18 protein-coding genes and 1 pseudogene are annotated in these 15525 nt (G+C 62.6%); 9 read left to right on the top strand and 10 right to left on the bottom strand.

What is annotated here, in order from left to right:
• Nucleotides 1-22: 22 nt before the first annotated feature.
• The 10 genes and pseudogenes from WS78_RS07965 to WS78_RS07915 all read right to left on the bottom strand — a co-directional run bounded on the left by WS78_RS07965 (nucleotide 23) and on the right by WS78_RS07915 (nucleotide 9483).
• Entirely contained in the window at nucleotides 23-1096 is a 1074-nt protein-coding gene (locus WS78_RS07965) for a head maturation protease, ClpP-related (RefSeq protein ID WP_059584703.1), read from the bottom strand.
• The gene (locus WS78_RS07960; protein WP_059584700.1) at nucleotides 1093-2586 is read right to left on the bottom strand and encodes a phage portal protein; all 1494 of its coding nucleotides are present in this window, start codon (nucleotides 2584-2586) and stop codon (nucleotides 1093-1095) included. Before WS78_RS07960 ends, WS78_RS07965 begins: the two co-directional genes overlap by 4 nt.
• A complete protein-coding gene (locus tag WS78_RS07955) occupies nucleotides 2583-2789 on the bottom strand; it encodes a phage head-tail joining protein (RefSeq protein ID WP_004533700.1) in 207 nt (68 codons plus the stop codon). The genes WS78_RS07960 and WS78_RS07955 overlap by 4 nt, the downstream gene beginning before the upstream one ends.
• Nucleotides 2790-2799: 10 nt before the next feature.
• Nucleotides 2800-4721, bottom strand: a pseudogene (locus WS78_RS07950) (phage terminase large subunit family protein).
• A gap of 28 nt (nucleotides 4722-4749) precedes the next feature.
• Complete coding sequence (locus WS78_RS07945) at nucleotides 4750-5319, bottom strand: helix-turn-helix domain-containing protein (RefSeq protein WP_082717481.1); 570 nt, start codon at nucleotides 5317-5319, stop codon at nucleotides 4750-4752.
• A 425-nt stretch (nucleotides 5320-5744) separates the two neighbouring features.
• On the bottom strand, nucleotides 5745-6152 hold the full coding sequence (locus WS78_RS07935) for a hypothetical protein (protein ID WP_059584694.1): 408 nt from the start codon (nucleotides 6150-6152) through the stop codon (nucleotides 5745-5747).
• A gap of 13 nt (nucleotides 6153-6165) precedes the next feature.
• A complete protein-coding gene (locus WS78_RS07930) occupies nucleotides 6166-7215 on the bottom strand; it encodes a helix-turn-helix domain-containing protein (RefSeq protein ID WP_197419472.1) in 1050 nt (349 codons plus the stop codon).
• A gap of 2 nt (nucleotides 7216-7217) precedes the next feature.
• Entirely contained in the window at nucleotides 7218-8585 is a 1368-nt protein-coding gene (gene dnaB / locus WS78_RS07925) for a replicative DNA helicase (protein ID WP_059584693.1), read from the bottom strand.
• Between the two features lie 75 nt (nucleotides 8586-8660).
• Nucleotides 8661-9188 carry a phage regulatory CII family protein gene (locus tag WS78_RS07920; protein ID WP_082742035.1) on the bottom strand — a complete coding sequence of 176 codons (528 nt, stop codon included), beginning with the start codon at nucleotides 9186-9188 and terminating at the stop codon, nucleotides 8661-8663.
• Between the two features lie 85 nt (nucleotides 9189-9273).
• Nucleotides 9274-9483, bottom strand: a complete 210-nt coding sequence (locus WS78_RS07915) for a hypothetical protein (protein ID WP_059584220.1) — start codon at nucleotides 9481-9483, stop codon at nucleotides 9274-9276.
• A gap of 117 nt (nucleotides 9484-9600) precedes the next feature.
• Between WS78_RS07915 and WS78_RS07910 the strand changes: the two genes are divergently transcribed.
• From WS78_RS07910 to WS78_RS07870, 9 genes are all read left to right on the top strand, one after another.
• Nucleotides 9601-10101, top strand: coding sequence for a helix-turn-helix domain-containing protein (locus WS78_RS07910; RefSeq protein WP_082717527.1), 501 nt, complete (start codon nucleotides 9601-9603; stop codon nucleotides 10099-10101).
• The gene (locus WS78_RS07905; RefSeq protein WP_082717526.1) at nucleotides 10055-10543 is read left to right on the top strand and encodes a hypothetical protein; all 489 of its coding nucleotides are present in this window, start codon (nucleotides 10055-10057) and stop codon (nucleotides 10541-10543) included. Before WS78_RS07910 ends, WS78_RS07905 begins: the two co-directional genes overlap by 47 nt.
• Before the next feature lie 248 nt (nucleotides 10544-10791).
• The gene (locus tag WS78_RS07900) at nucleotides 10792-11997 is read left to right on the top strand and encodes an IS110 family RNA-guided transposase (protein ID WP_059581319.1); all 1206 of its coding nucleotides are present in this window, start codon (nucleotides 10792-10794) and stop codon (nucleotides 11995-11997) included.
• Between the two features lie 135 nt (nucleotides 11998-12132).
• Nucleotides 12133-12321 carry a hypothetical protein gene (locus tag WS78_RS07895; protein ID WP_059577261.1) on the top strand — a complete coding sequence of 63 codons (189 nt, stop codon included), beginning with the start codon at nucleotides 12133-12135 and terminating at the stop codon, nucleotides 12319-12321.
• Nucleotides 12322-12375: 54 nt separating this feature from the next.
• Nucleotides 12376-12711, top strand: coding sequence for a hypothetical protein (locus tag WS78_RS07890; RefSeq protein ID WP_004538497.1), 336 nt, complete (start codon nucleotides 12376-12378; stop codon nucleotides 12709-12711).
• Complete coding sequence (locus tag WS78_RS07885; protein WP_059608763.1) at nucleotides 12708-13313, top strand: hypothetical protein; 606 nt, start codon at nucleotides 12708-12710, stop codon at nucleotides 13311-13313. Before WS78_RS07890 ends, WS78_RS07885 begins: the two co-directional genes overlap by 4 nt.
• Nucleotides 13310-13759: a hypothetical protein gene (locus WS78_RS07880; protein WP_004538495.1), complete on the top strand. Its 450-nt coding sequence runs from the start codon at nucleotides 13310-13312 to the stop codon at nucleotides 13757-13759. The genes WS78_RS07885 and WS78_RS07880 overlap by 4 nt, the downstream gene beginning before the upstream one ends.
• Complete coding sequence (locus tag WS78_RS07875) at nucleotides 13759-15078, top strand: pyridoxal phosphate biosynthetic protein PdxJ (protein ID WP_085701512.1); 1320 nt, start codon at nucleotides 13759-13761, stop codon at nucleotides 15076-15078. Before WS78_RS07880 ends, WS78_RS07875 begins: the two co-directional genes overlap by 1 nt.
• Nucleotides 15075-15521 (top strand): hypothetical protein, encoded by a 447-nt coding sequence (locus WS78_RS07870; protein WP_226377222.1) that lies wholly within the window; start codon nucleotides 15075-15077, stop codon nucleotides 15519-15521. Before WS78_RS07875 ends, WS78_RS07870 begins: the two co-directional genes overlap by 4 nt.
• The last annotated feature ends 4 nt before the right edge of the window (nucleotides 15522-15525 follow it).

Here is a 15525-nt window from a genome sequence, read left to right as displayed (position 1 = left end):
CGCTCCTTTCAGCGATGAAAAGTTACTTGGCCACGCGGCGGGCCGCGTAGATGTCGGACGTGCGCAATGCGCGGCTACGCGCTTGCGTCTGCTGCTGTGCCGGATCGGGTCGGCTGTTGATGCGGGTGCTCGACGCCGTGAGACGCTCGAACAGCCGCGCGCGCACCTGATCCGGCGACAGGCCGTCCGCGACGTATTGCGCGGTCAGGTCCGTCTGGTTCGCCGCGAGGCAGATCCCCGCGATGTCGGTCGCATTGCGGATTGCGCGATCGACCGTCTCGCGGTCGCGCAGGCCGGTCGCGGCGATCACGCCTTCGGCGCATGCCGCGAGATTCGCTTCGCGCAGCGAATTGAACACGTGCGCGGCGAGTGCCGTGACGTCGGGCGTCTGGGGTTTCGGTTCCGGCTCGGGATCCGGCGTTGGATCGGCCGGCGGTTCCGCGTCCGATTCGCCGGCCGCATCGAGCAACGCACGAACCTGCTCCGGCACGGCCGAGAAGCGCGCGAGAAGCGGCGCAGCGCCGGCCGACGCCGCCAGCTTCACCGGGGCCTCGATCACGTCGCAAAAGCCCTTCTCCTTCGCCTGCGCGGCCGTCAGCCACGTCTCCGCGTCCATCATGGCCCGCACGTCGTCTTCGGACAGACCGCTGCGCTGCGCGTACGCCGCCAGAATGCCGGCGCTCGCGTTGTCGAGCAGTTCGGCGACACGGCGCAGATCTTTCGATTCGCCGGCCGCGACCGTGTGCGGATGGTGGATCATCAACAGCGCGTTCTCGGGCATCTCGATCTCGTCGCACGCCATCAGCACCAGCGACGCGGCGGACGCCGCGATGCCGTCGACGCGCCCCTTCACCTTGCCGGCGTACCGCCGCAACGCGTTGTAGATCGCGAATGCGTCGAACACGTCGCCGCCCATCGAGTTGATCGCGACCGTGATCGACGATGCGTCGGTCGCGACGGCGTCGAGCTGCGACACGAAGTTCTGCGCGTCGGTGCCCCAAAATCCGATGTCGCTATAGATCCGGATCTCGGCAACCTTGCCGCCACCCGCCTGCGCCTGTGCGCGGATGTCCCACCACTTGCGGTTTCGCTTCATTCCCCATCCTCTTTCAAATCACTACCGTTTCCGTCTTCTATCGCGAGCTGCGTGTCGTATCGCAGGCCGAGCCGTTGCTCGCGCGCGAGATCCGCCGCGTTTTCCGCGTCGACCTGCTCGGGATCGTCGCCGCGCGCGAGCACTGCGCCCGTGCGGCTCGCGAGGCCCGCGCGGATCTCCATGCGCTTCGCGGTGACGTCCTGCACCGGGTGGATGTACGGCCAGCCCTGCGGCACCCATCGCACGCGCAGATAGTCGCGACGCCGGCGGAAGTAATCGGGCATCGGCATCGCGCCCGACAGCGCGCACGCGTCGACCCACCAGCGCCACACCTTGCGGCAGAACTGGTGAATGAACACGTTCCACTGAATCTGTTCGACGCTGCGCCGGAACTCGTTGAGGATCACGCGCAGCACGCGGTCGCTGACGTCCCGCAGATCGCCCGTGAGCACTTCGTAAGGCATGCCCACCGAAGCGGCCGACGCCATGAGCTGCTGGCGCATGAACGGCACATAGTCGTTGCCCGCGCCCGGCGGCTCCGAGAACTTCACTTCCTCGCCGGGCGCAAGCTCCTGCATCCCACCCGGTTCGAGCGACACGACCGGCGAAAACCCGTCGTCGTCGTATCGCATCGGCGCTCCGGAAACGGGATCGCCCATCGGGCCAAGCTCCGCGTGCGGCTTCGTGATGAAGCCCGCGAACAGGTTGCTGACCTCTTGCCGGAACAACACCGCGTCGTCGAAGTTGTCGAGCGAATGCAGCCGCAGCAGCACCGTCGACAGCTCAGGCACGCCGCGCACCTGTCCCGGCCGCAATGCGAGGAACACGTGCGCGATCTCGTCGGCCGGCACCCGCACCGTCCGCGTGCTGTCGCCGGCCTGCCGTCCATACTCGCCGGGATGTCGCGTCAACAGGTGATAGGCAATGCGCCGTCCGTCGTCGTCGAACTCGACGCCGTTGACGATCTCGCCGTGCGGCAGGCGCTCGTTCTTGCTCACAGGCAGATGATCGGCTTCGAGCAACTGCACCTGCAACGGCACGGCTAATCCGTCGTGCCAGCTACGCAGACGCCGCCGCACGAGCACCTCGCCGTCGCTAAAGAACGCACGAGCGGCCAACGTCTGCAATCCCGCCATATCGAACAGCCCGTCCGCGTCGATCTCCGCTGCGCTGTCTTCCCAAAGCAGCTTTTGCGCGTTTCGCATCGTCTCGTCGGGATGTCGCGGATGCGCCTGTATGCCGGAGCCGATCGTGTTCGACACGAGCCGCGTGATCGCGGCTTTCGCCCAAGGGTCGTTTCGAATCGCGTCGCGCGCCCGATGCCGCATCAGCGGCAGGTTTTGCGCCGCCGCCGCGTTCGGCCCCGCGCTCGACGCCTTCCACGACCGTGCGCGAGCGCCGCCCGTGCTCGCGGATTCGTACGCCGCCGCCTTCAGCCGCGTCGGCACCACGAATCCGCGCCGAGCGAGCATCGGATACGCGCGGCTCATCGAACCCCCTTGCCGGCGTGCCGCAGCCGAACGATGCGCGAGCGCCCGCTCGCGCCGTCGAGCGCGCGAATGATCTCGGTTTGCGCCTCGCGAAGCTCCAAGATCGAGCGGTACTTCACGCGGCGATCCGCATACTGCACTTCGAGCTCGCCTTTCGCGATCGCGGACTGGATGCGATCCAGATCCTGTCTTGTGTAAGCCATCGGCTTTCTCCTAGCGACGCGTCAGGTAGGCCGAGCGGCCGACGCGACGCCCCTGAATGCGCGAAACCCCGCTCGGTGGCGGGGTTTCGTTGGGTTTTGCGGTTTGCTGCTGCGGTGGTGGCTCCGTGTCCGCATCGCGATCCTCCGGCTGATCCGGCAGCACCTCGACCGGCAGCGCCGACGGCAACGCGTCGAGCACCGGCACCGCCTCGAACAGCGACACCTGCGACAAGCGCTGCTGCTCGACCTGCCAGTGCGGCTCCGTCATCAAATGCGTCTTGACGCTGCGCGCCGCGTGCAGCGCGTACACCTCGCAGTCGAGCGCTTCGTTACGTGCGCCGGCCTTCTTTTGCCAGACGCGTTTGGTCCCGATGCGAGCGGGCACCTTCACCTCGGCCGTCAACTGCGACAGGTAGTCCGACCGGACGTCGCGATACCAGTGCATGCGTCCGGGGCCGTCGCCGTCCAGCTTGAGCCGGTTGTCGAGAATCAGATCCTTGGCCTTGCTGACGCCGACCATGAACGGCCGCAGCCCGTACTTCGCCGCCTTGCTGTTGTTCCGCGTCGAGTCGACCGACGCGCGCGGCGTGCTGAAGATCTCGGCATTGGCATCCGTGCTGCCCTTGATCGCCAAGACGATCAAACCTTGCCGCTGCGCCGCGCGCACGTACCTGTAAACCGCGTCCGACGTCGAGCCGTCCGACGAGTCGATCGACGTCGCCCGGATCCGCAGCAGGCCGCCCGACTCATGACGGTACGCGTGCGTGATCAGCGTCGTGAGCGCGCCCCATACGCCGCCCGTCAACGGGTCTTCGCGTTGGTCCATCACGTTGCCGAAGATCTCGTCCCACGCGATCAGCCAGCTCTCCTCGCCCCGCCCCACGCGCGCATCACAATCGCGAGGCGGTCATGCTGCACGTCGACGCCGAGCGTGAGCAGCAAGCCGCCCATCGGCACCGTGAACGGTGGATACGGCATCGCGCGTTCGGCGAGCGCGTCGATTTCGGGAAGATCGCTCTTGTACTTGTACGGCCGCCCCTGCGAGTTGTTGACGAATGAACGCATCTTCGTGTCGTCGCCGGAACGTAGTGCCTTCTCCGCCGTGAGCCACTTCTTCACCAGCTCGGCCATGCGCGAGCCGGGGAACGGCGACACCAGCTCGTTCAGCCGGAAACCGGCGACGCCGTAAAACGGCGCGGTCGCCACCCATCGGCCGCGTCGCACCGCGCGGATGCGCATCGGGTCGTCCCACAACGTGCCGCAGTGCGGGCACGTGTATCGCGCCGACTCCGGCCGGGCGCGGCCGAACACCTCGTGCGCCACATCGGCGTCTTCCGTCCACGTGACGTTCTCCCACGTCAGCTCGTGTTCCTCGCCGCAGTCCGGGCACGGCACCAGATAGACGCGCTGATCGGACGCCACGTATGCCTGCTGAATGCGCGAGAAGCCGTCGACCGTTGGCGTGCCGCCGAAGATCACCTTGCGCCGGCTGTCCGAGTAGCTCTTGTTGCGCTCCTCCAGCAGCGTGATCGAATCACCCTGCTCGCGCACGTTCTGATTCGCGTCGTCCGGCTCTTCGACTGCGACGACGGGCGCAGGCGTCGACTTCACGTCGTCCGGCGCGTTCGACGTGATGAACTTCAGGAACCCGCGCGGGAATGTCTTGTGATCCCACAAGTTGTTCTTGTCGCGGCTCGCATGCACGGGCAGTTTCGCCGACAAGCGAGGCGTCACCTCGACCATCGGCTCGAATTTCTCCATGTTGAACTTCTTCGCCGACTTCTCTTTCGCGAACATCACGATCATCGGGCACGGATCGACGTCGATTCGCCGGCCGATGTAGTTCAGCAGCACCCCGTCCGTCCACGCGACCTGCGCCGACTTCATGCACACGACCTTTTGCACGCGCGGATCGTCGAGCGCCGTATGCATGCCGAACACCCAAGGCGTGATGTTCGGGTTATACCGGCCAGGACTCGCCGTCGCCTTCGCGCTCATCCGGCGATGCTTGCGCGCCCAGTCCGTCGTCCCGATCTTCTCCGGCGGACGCAGCAGCTGCGCGATCCGCCGAATCACCGTCCGAACCGTCTCGGTCGTATCCAGAAAGCTGTTCAAGACACCCATACATATGCTCGTTCAACCATTCGAGGTCAATTTCAACGTCATGCAGCGCGCGCAATTCCTGCACGAGCTTGTCGGATAGCGCGAGCAATTCCGTCTGAAAGGCACCGACCATCTGGCCATATGCCTGCTCAAGCTGCGCGGCGTTGACCAACTGCCCTTTCTTTTCGGCGAGCGTCAGCAGCTTGATTTCGCGATCCACGCGTTCAGTCATCGCGCGCTCGGCCACAAGATCGATGCCGGTCTCGCTCGCGCGGCCGGCGGCCATCTCTCGCAAGTGCCGAAGGTAAGCCATGCGGATCTCATCCATCGACGCCGTTCGATAGTCGATGTTGAGCCGATCGACCAGACGCGAAACCGTCGACCGCTCAAGGTCGAGGTGCTCCGCGATCTGCTGCTGAGTCAGCATGTGAATGTGCCCCCCTATAGAGATTCAACAGTAGAGAAAAAACGCGGGTGCGCACCCCCGCATGCACCCGCGCCATAGGGTCCCCTGCCCATTTTCTAGGCATCGGCGACCCCGACCGCAAGCACCGCGACCGCGTGATCACCCGCACGCTCCATCGCCCACACGATGCGGTCCATTGGATCGTCGAATACGAAGCCACGCGCGGTAACGCGCCCCGTGCTTCGATCCTCATTCCACGCCGACCAGACCTCGCCCGGCCCGCCATTCGCCAACTCGCTTCGCATTTCAGCGCCCCAATGCAAAAAGCCCTGAGGGCTTTCGCACTCAGGGCTTCAAAATCTTCGGACGAGCAACGACCCGGAACAGGCCGCGTCACTCGGTGAATACCGGAATCAAATTGTCAGGGCGAAGTGTAGATGAAGACCTTACGGTTGAGCAACACTTTCTTTCTCTGCCTCTTTCATTTTGTCGATGATCGCCTGCATCGACACATACTCAACCTTGGGTTCGCTGAGCTTCTCGTCGATCGCGCGCTTCGCATGAGTAAGCGCCAAATCGAAAATCGACGTCGGTCGCGCCTTCAAACCAAGGCGACGGCAGATGTAGGCGGGATGCGCACGCCACACGTAATGCATCTGCAAAACCTTGCGATCCTGCGGCATCAATCGACGGCACGCGAGTTCGATCTTCTGCGCGTCCGCTTCGTCGAGCGTCGCGCTGATCGTTCGCCCGCCCGTGCCCGGAAAATAGATCGACGCGACAAGAGAATCGCCGTGCGCGCTGCCCGAGCGCATCGCCCTTGCCCAATTGTTCAAACGCTCTTCCAGTGTCATACCGTTCCCCGAATCAATCCTCATATCGACCGACGTGCGCCCCGCAATAACCCCGCCGTGACGAACCCGCGCCGATGATGGTCGATGCCGCGCGCGTGCAGCGGCACCCGTTCTCTACGTGCGCGCACTGCCGGTCGTCGGCGGCGGCTTGAGCCGCAGGCACGGCACTAGGACGACCTGCTTCAAGCGACGCGTTGCGACGCCTTCTCACCTCATCCCAGTTCTTTCGCAGTCGCGCAGGCGATGTGACGATGCGTTGCCAGAACTTGTCCCGATCGGCCCATGCGTATAGCCGCACGATCTCCTTCTGATCCCTGCCGTCGATGGCCAACATTGCGTCGACATCGGCGATCCATTTCGACCAGTTCGGCACATCGCCACCCGGATCACGGGCACGCAGGCGCTCGAACATCCAGCACGCCATCGATGACGACAGATCGTCACGGTTTTCACTTTGCTCACCCGCCCTGTGGTTAACCAACGACGCTTGAGAGAGAGTATGTTTTTTACTATTACTGTTTACTGGTTTACTAGTTGGAACGTCGTTCAGGTAACTTTCCGCTTCGCCTGCGCAAAACGCCCCGTCAGACAGCTGATCGGAACCACGTTCAGGTAGTGCCGCAACCTCATCGGAACGTCGTTCCGAAGTGCCGCATTTTTCAGCAGCATCGGAACCAGATTCCGAATTGCCCAATTTTTCATCAACATCGGAACCACGTTCCGATTCGCTCGCAATGATGTCGAAGTCGATCGCATCGCGCTGGCGAAGTGCGACATCCTTGGGAACGGCAAGGCGATAATGCGCATGTGCCCAACGGCGGGCCGGACGCCGCGACCGCCAACGCGCCAACCAACCGTGACGCTCGGCGACTTCGAGATGCGTGCTGACGCTGCGCTCCGACAGGCTCGCCTTCTCGGCAATCGTTCCGATCGACGGCCAGCAGATATCGTCCATTGCGTTCGCATACTCGGCGATCACAAACAATACCAACTTCGTGGTGGACGGCAGATCGCTACCGGTCATGGCTCGACGCCATGTGAAGAATGGTGAAACGGCAGACATAGTCAATATCCTTCGCCCGGCTCGGCGAAATTTTCGAACCGGGTTGTAGCGTTCTTAAACGCGAGCCGCACGGTCCCGATCGGCCCGTTGCGTTGCTTCGCGATGATGATTTCGGCGGTCCCCGTGTCGGGGCTGTCCGGGTTGTAGACCTCGTCGCGGTAGATGAACAGGATCACGTCGGCGTCCTGCTCGATCGAGCCTGACTCCCGAAGATCCGACATCACGGGACGCTTGTTCGGGCGCTGCTCCAGCCCTCGATTCAACTGAGAAAGCGCGATCACCGGCACGCGCAATTCGGTCGCAATTTGCTTGAGCGCCCGTGAGATCCCGCTGACCTCCACCGCCCGCATCTCCGTGCTGGCACCATCCCCCGACATCAGTTGGAGGTAGTCAATGACGACGACACCAAGTTGGCCGTGTTCGCGATGCAGGCGTCGCAATCGGGTTCTCAGCATCGACGGGGTCAGCGACGATCCTTCGAGAATGTGGAGATTCGCTTCGGACATGACCCGCACGCCGTGCGTAATACGCGACCAGTCGCTGTCTTCCAGCGAGCCGGTTCTCAGGCGATGTTGGTTGACCCGAGAAATCGATGCGAGCATACGCGTCGCAAGCTGCTCGGCAGGCATTTCCATCGATACAACGGCAGCCGGCAAACCGGACCGTGTGGCGACGTTTTCAGCGATGTTCATCGCGAGGGATGTCTTACCCATCGACGGCCGACCGCCGACGATAATCAACTCGCCTTCATGCATCCCGTCGAGGCGACGATCCAGATCGTCAAAACCGGTCGCCGTGCCAGTGACGCCGCCCTTGTCTTCGCGCTGATACAGCATGTCGATCCGCTCGACGACGCGACTCAACGTCGGCAGCATGGGCATGAAACCGTCGTCCTTGCGCCGATCCGCGTCGGACAAATGGAGAAACGCAGATTGCGCCTGATCGATGATGTCGGCCGGCTCGCGCCCGCCCGTGTGATGGCACAGCTCCATCACATGCTTCGCAGCGCGCAGGCAACCACGCAACAGCGACCTGTTTCGCATGATTTCCGCGTAGCGCTCGACATTGGCCGCACCCGGAGTCGATTGAACGATCTCGTTCAAATACTGCAATGGCCGCTTGATCTTCGCACCGGTTGCTTGCAGGCGCTCGAACACCGTGACGACATCGGCGCGCCGCTGATCAAGCACAAGTTGCTTGATCGCGGTATAGATGAGGCGATGGTCACGCAACGTAAAATCGTCCGTCGCGATCTGACCGCCAATCCGGTCATATACATCGCTATCCAACATCAACGCGCCCAATACCGCCTGCTCGGATTCAATCGAGGCGATCGGCTCATGTACGTCGATCGGGTCCATTGCGCCCATATTTCCCCTGTCGATGATGACGTGTGATTTCGTTGACCCGTGGTCGAATCGAGTCCGGCCAAGGTGGCTTTTTCGTCAACTACGCCTGCGCCGAGCGAGGCGCGCGGCGGTTTGAATCAGCCGCTGAAACAGACGTTGCCCTTTGCGGCCCGTCGCGATGATCTGCTCGGCTTCGCGATCGTCGATTCGCTGATCTTCGAGCGCGCGAGACACGTCGTTGGCGACCTGCCCCACATGCGCTTGCAAGCGGAGTGTCGTCGTTACGAGATGCATCGTGCCCGGCTCGTGGCTATCGGCCGCATGGTGATCGTCGACACGCTCGGCAACCAGCCCGAACCGGGCGTTGAGCGCATGTAACGCGTCGAGCGCGTGCGCCTCGGCTTCGCTCTTCTCCTGCATCCACTCGATCAACAGCTCGAACATCTCCATTGAGAGTCGGCTATCGCCGACACCGCGCAGGCGTAGGCGAAGCGACTCCGGCGTGATGCCCTTGCCTCGGCGGTTCGTCAAGTGATTGGCGGCGTCGGCGACGCCGCCGGGAGTGTTGCGGACGGACGTATAAAGCACGTCTAGCCATTCCGTACTGTCGTATCGGCAAGTCATATCGGAAATTTGAGAAGGTGCGCCTTTCATGCTGTTACAAGCAACGGCTCACAAGTACGATGCAAACCTACGTGATATCTGCGCGTTATTGACCGTCCAGCGTCTCGTTGGCTACGAAATAGTCATGCAATAACTGGACGTTCGAAACGCGCGGATCGGAGACCCGTGAAAGGGCAATCTTGGTCAGAGTGTCATAGGGAATGCCGGTCTCGTCCGAGATGTGTCGCCACTTGCCTTTGCAGCACTGAAGCTTCGCGACCACATACGCCAACCAAATGCCACGACCTTCGCCCATGGCGATCTCCAGCGGGGTTATCGAGCCTCGATTGTAAGTCTTATTTGGCTATTCTTCAACGCTCCAAGCGCACGCTGAAAGTTACATATGACTAGCCATATTCGGCAACATGCGCCTATGAAACTGAAACCCGCGCGAGAAACGCTCGCCGCAAATCTTCGGCGGCGGATGGACGACCATGACAACCTGAATACGCAAGCCAAGCTTGCTGCAAGGGCTGGCATTGCTCAACGCACCGTTGGACGCATGCTGAAAAACGAGGCGGATCCGCAGCTGGGACACTGCGAAGCGGTGGCAGAAGCCCTTGGCGTGTCATTAATTGATCTGCTGACGGATCCAGACTCGGCAGTGTCTGGCTTGCACTACGACCGCAATGCGGCCGCCCGTCTCACGCAGGAAAGCCGAGAGAAGATTGAGTCATACATCCGCTTCATCATCGCAACCGAAGCCCCCACCAGCAGCGGTGAAAACGAATTGAACGTGTCTCAGACACTTCCCGCGACGCAAGCGCAAGAAGATACGGTTAAGCGCGTGGCTCGACGTTCATTATCCGATAAAACGTTGAGCATCCATGAAGACCAAAGCCACACCAGAGGCGGGAAGCGCGGGCATCGCTGACCTGTCCACCTATCGCGCTCGAAAGCTGTTTCATAGCGTCGATCGCCACTCCTCGAAAGCCGACAGCGACCGCAAGACATCGGTTCGAGCAGCGTTGTTCGCAGAAATGGAGTCGCATCCAGCGTCGACCATCGCCTATGCCGCCGTCCTACTAAGGGCAGACGGCGACGTTACGATATCGGCCGCCGGCATCGAGCCAGAGTTCTCCGCGTCTATACAATCCGGACTCCGCAGGCTAGATCACATCGTCGAAGAGCACTCACAAAGATCGACACGGCACAGAGGCCAAAGTGGCTTTGCCCACTTATTTCCCCTCATTTCACTTGCCGCTCTGGCGGCCATCTATATGAACGTCGTGCCATGGCTTGACGTACTGCTCTCACTGCTAGGGCAAATCGCCATTGGCCTTGCTGCCCGTAAGCCACTCCGATCTCGCACCTAAGCCTCAGTCGAATTTGCCCCCGTTACTATCTTCACGCCCCGATAATCGGGGTTTTGGCCAGCCAGGCCCGGTATGATTCCCGCCCCCAGTCGCAGTCATGATCCGGGGGGTGTTGTCACCGGGCCTGGTGGGTGGCTGGTGATCGCTGATAGGGGTTTGGCCGGGATATCCCGACGCCGTCCGTAACGTGGATGCCGAGACTTGCCACCGTTGTTGCAGGCCAATCCGTTCACTCTGCATAAACTGCGATGCAAGAAACCCAACAACATGACGCCATCGATATCTTCATCGGCGTCGACGTCGGTAAAGGCCAGCATCACGCCGTTGCACTCGATCGAAATGGCAAGCGTCTGTACAACCAGGCGCTACCCAACGACGAGGTCAAGCTGCGAGCCCTCATCGCCGAGCTCAAGACTCACGGCCGACTTCTGTTCGTCGTCGACCAGCCTTCCACCATAGGTGCGCTTCCTGTAGCCGTCGCCCGTGCTGAAGGCATACTCGTCGCCTATCTTCCCGGACTGGCCATGCGCCGTATTGCCGATCTGCACGCCGGCGAAGCCAAGACCGATGCCCGCGATGCCGCGATCATCGCCGAAGCCGCTCGCTCGATGCCGCATACGCTGCGCTCGCTTCGACTCGCCGACGAGCAGCTCGCCGAGCTCACCATGCTGTGCGGCTTCGATGACGACCTCGCCGCTCAGGTCACGCAGACCAGCAACCGCATTCGCGGCTTGCTTACTCAAATCCATCCGGCGCTCGAGCGCGTTCTCGGACCGCGCCTCGACCATCCGGCGGTGCTCGATCTGCTTGAGCGCTACCCGTCCCCAAGCGCACTTGCCGCTGCCAGCGAGAAGACCCTCGCCAACCGCCTCATCAAGCTCGCACCGCGCATGGGCAAGAACTTGGCGGCCGAAATCGTTCACGCGCTGAACGAGCAAGCCGTGATCGTGCCCGGCACGCAGGCTGCCACCATCGTCATGCCTCGTTTGGCCCAGCAACTCGCCGCCTTGCGCAAGCAGCGTGACGAAATCGCCGCCGAAGTTGAGCGGCTGGTGCTTGCTCACCCTCTTTGGCCGGTCCTGACCAGCATGCCGGGAGTCGGCGTCAGGACCGCCGCCAGACTCCTGACCGAAGTCGCCCATAAAGCCTTCGCCTCCGCCGCGCATCTGGCGGCCTACGCTGGCCTCGCGCCGGTCACCCGGCGCTCAGGCTCGTCGATCCGTGGCGAGCATCCATCCAGACGGGGCAACAAGGTGCTCAAGCGAGCCTTGTTCCTCTCTGCCTTCGCGGCCTTACGAGACCCAGTCTCGCGGGCCTATTACTCGCGCAAGATCCAGCAAGGCAAGCGCCACAACCAGGCCCTCATCGCACTGGCACGACGACGCTGCGACGTCCTGTTCGCCATGCTGCGTGATGGCACCATTTACCAACCCAAGTCAGCCCCTAACGCTTGACGAAAGACATAGGGGCACCCCCCCGCAATTCCCCACAGGAACGCGTCATAAACTTTAAGCCTTATTTGTCTTGACCATATAAGCCATATAAGACTATTCTCCGGATGCGCAATCTCGCGTGCCCGGAGAAATCTCATGAAAAAAATGACCGACCTGCATCGCGCGGCTCGCCAAGACATGTTGCGACGGGGCCAGCAAAACAACTTGGAAAAGTCGCTGCTATTCAAGTGCGTCTTCGCCGCCGCCGCCCTGATCATCGCCGCGAACGTGCTGGATAGCGGCCCCGTCGCTGACAAGCCCACCACCTTCCACGCCAACGTCTGACGCTCACGCGCCGAGGACGGCTTGCGCACTCGGCGTAAAGGAGATGATGAAGCCATGCACAGAATCAACGCAGCGCAGCACGCGGGCATCCCGCGCCGGGACACGCTGTCGCCCCGGACCGTCGCCCGTTACGAACGCGATCGCCAGCTTCCGACGTCGCCGCTCCTCATCGGCAAGCACATCGTCATGCGCCGACCGCTCGTAGACGGCGTCTATATCGAGTACCTGATCATGGACGGCAACACCATTGCCGCGAAGCAGATCTCGATTCCAGACGAACCGACGTGTGCGGACGCGATCAAGCGCCTTCGCGCCGCGACAAGCGCCGAGCCGGAAAAGCACTCCTGCCCGAAGAAGCCGCGCGCGTTCAGGATCAGGGAGGCATCGTGATCGACAACGCCCTCCCGAACGCGGCTCCGCGCCGACTCAATCCATACGTCGACCTCACGCCCGCTCAACGGGCCGACCTGACGGCTCGAATCCTGACTGTGTTCAGGCACGCCACGCACGCGATGACGTCCGACGAAGTCTGCACGACCCACTTCGCCGACATGCCGGGCGCGGCTGCGCAATGCATCGATAAGCTCGCGCGGGGCGGATGGCTGCGCCGCCAACCGCGCCCGCACGACCTGCGTTTCCTCTACTGGCTCACCGGATCGGACGCAGCCCCGCCGCTGTCGGTCCCCTGCAAGCAGGCAGACGGCACCTATTCGAACGATGCCGGCGGCGCACTCGCGCCTCGACATGCGCCGCGATCCGCCGTGCCCGCCGGATCCGCGCACACGCGCCCCGAACTCCACACGATCGTCACGCGAGACGCGGAACGTCACGTCGCCGTCTCGTTCCCGCATCTCCGCTCGCTTGAGATTTCCGTCGACTCGCTGCTTGGGTCGGATACCCGCACGTTGCGATTCCTGCGCCTGTTCCGCCAGAGCATCGACCTCGAAGTGTCGCGACTCGAACTGATGATCCAGAACCGGAGGACCGCGTGAAGCGCATGACGACCTACAAGCATCCGACGTCGTACAACGAGATCGTCGCTCACGCGAATGCCGTTCATGCACGTCGTCTCGCTCAACTCAAGAAGGCCGAGAAGCACATCCGAGCGATCGAGCGCGACCTCACGTTGGTCGCTGAAGCCGGCATTTACATTGACGTTGACGAGCATTCGATGCGCCTCGAAGACTGCCGCGCCCCCGGCGAATACCGCTACAACGGCCGCGCGAAATGGGCTCTCCGAATCTATGCCGGGATTTTCAGCGAGACGGCCGATCGCGCCGTCCGCGCGTTTCTCGCGCTCGGCTGGATCGTCGAGCGCATTGATATCGCTCCGAATCGCGCGAATCTCCTGCTTCGGCGGCCGAAGACGCAGTCTCGCCTGATCGTCGACTGCTCAGTGGAACTCGCACAATGCCTCCAACCGCAGGAGGCCGAGTAATGGACGCCCGCACCCAATCGCTCGCGCTCGTCGAGCCGATCGTCACCGGCAACACGAAGGCCGCTGCCGCCGCTGCGGGCGCGACGTCGGCGGATCTCTGGATGGTGCCGTACGAACAGCTTCACTACGATCCGCGCGACAACGTGCGTCCCGTTGATCACCAGTGGGTGTCGCACCTCACCGCCCTGATGATCGCAAACGGCTACGACAAGAGTCAGCCGCTCCATTGCTACATCCGGAAGGTCGACGGGAACGACCTGATCTACGTCTACAAGGGACAACACCGCTACCTCTCCGCAGGCAACGCGATCCGCGCAGGAAAGAACCTCGGCAAGATCCCCGTCGTCGTGCGCGATGCGAAGACGGTTGAACGCTCCGAGATGGTGATCGACGGATACCTCAGCAACGAAAGCAAGCGCGCGTCTCCGCTCGAACTCGCGACGGTCGTCGCGGAACTGCGCGACGTACACGGCCTCGACACGAAAACGATCTGCACGCGCCTGAACGTTACGGATCAAACCATTCGTGACGTCGGCCTGCTTGAAAATGCGCCGGCGGAGATTCACCAGTTCGTCCGCGACGGCTCCATCTCCGGCTCGCTCGTGATCAAGGAGATACGGCGGCACGGCGCGGAACGGGCACTGGAGCGGATCGTCGCGGGCATGTCGAAAGCGAAGGACGCAGGCAAGACGAAGGTCACGAAGAAACATCTCCGCGCAACGTCGCCCAATAGCGTCGTGGCGTCGACTGCCGCCGCCGAGCCCCAACGGAAGATTGGCGAACAGCACGCAAAGCAGCTTTTGCAAGCGCTGCAAAGCGTATTGCACGATCCGTGCTTCGGCAAGTTGTCGCCGGGAACGATCGAAGGCGTGCATCGCACGCTGACGGGTCTCGAAGACTTGCTCGATGCCGTGCCGACGCGTCGCTCGAAGTATCCGATCGCCAAGGCAAACGAGCACGGCGTGTACGAGCCATCTGAAATCCTGTCCGCGCCCATCTCAAAGAGCACCGGGCGCACGCCCGTCGAGATTCGGCTCGCACAAATCGCCGAGGGCGATTGGGAATTCGGTTTCTCGTACACCTTCAGCAGCGCGGGCGGATCGTCGCCATGCAAGCGCATCGAAGGCGAATCGCCCGGCCGTTACAGGACGCGCGTCGAAGCGATCCGTGCTGCGGTTCAGGTGCTCACCCGCACCCTCGAAAACAGCAGCGCCTCGAAAGCGAAGGAAATGGCAAGCGTTCGGCGGTGGCTCGACAAGCTGTTCACGACGCCGGACCCGGACTGGACGCCCGAACTGGCACAGGAGGCGGCCCAATGACCCCGCGTCCGGCCCTTTCTACCCCACGTCCGCTGCCGCGAAAGCGGGAACGCGCGGACAAGCGCCCGGCTATCACACTGGCGAGCGTCGACGGCAATGCAGTTTCAAGGCGTGTGCGCGGGCTTACGCCCGCAAAGGCACTCCAGAAGAACGAAACGCCGCGTGCGCGGCGAAAAGCAATCCAGAGAAACGAAGCCCCTGCGGATGCCCGCAGGGGCATGCACGCACGCCTCGACGCGCTTTGCATCGAGATCCGCGCCCTTGTGAGCGACGTCTCGCACTCGGCCGACATCGTGCTGCTCGACCTGATGGCCGACGATGCCGGCAGCTACGCACGGCACAAAGCGGCGCAGGACGCTCGCACGTGGGCCGCAGCCGCCGGCGTCACGCTCGAAACGGGTTTGATGCAGCTCGGCCGGGCGATACCACGCGATCAGAATTGAGGAT

Origin of the sequence: Burkholderia savannae (assembly GCF_001524445.2) — a bacterium.
Classification (GTDB): domain Bacteria; phylum Pseudomonadota; class Gammaproteobacteria; order Burkholderiales; family Burkholderiaceae; genus Burkholderia; species Burkholderia savannae.
Note: the sequence above shows the minus strand (reverse complement) of the source record. Positions and strands in the feature narration are given on the sequence as shown.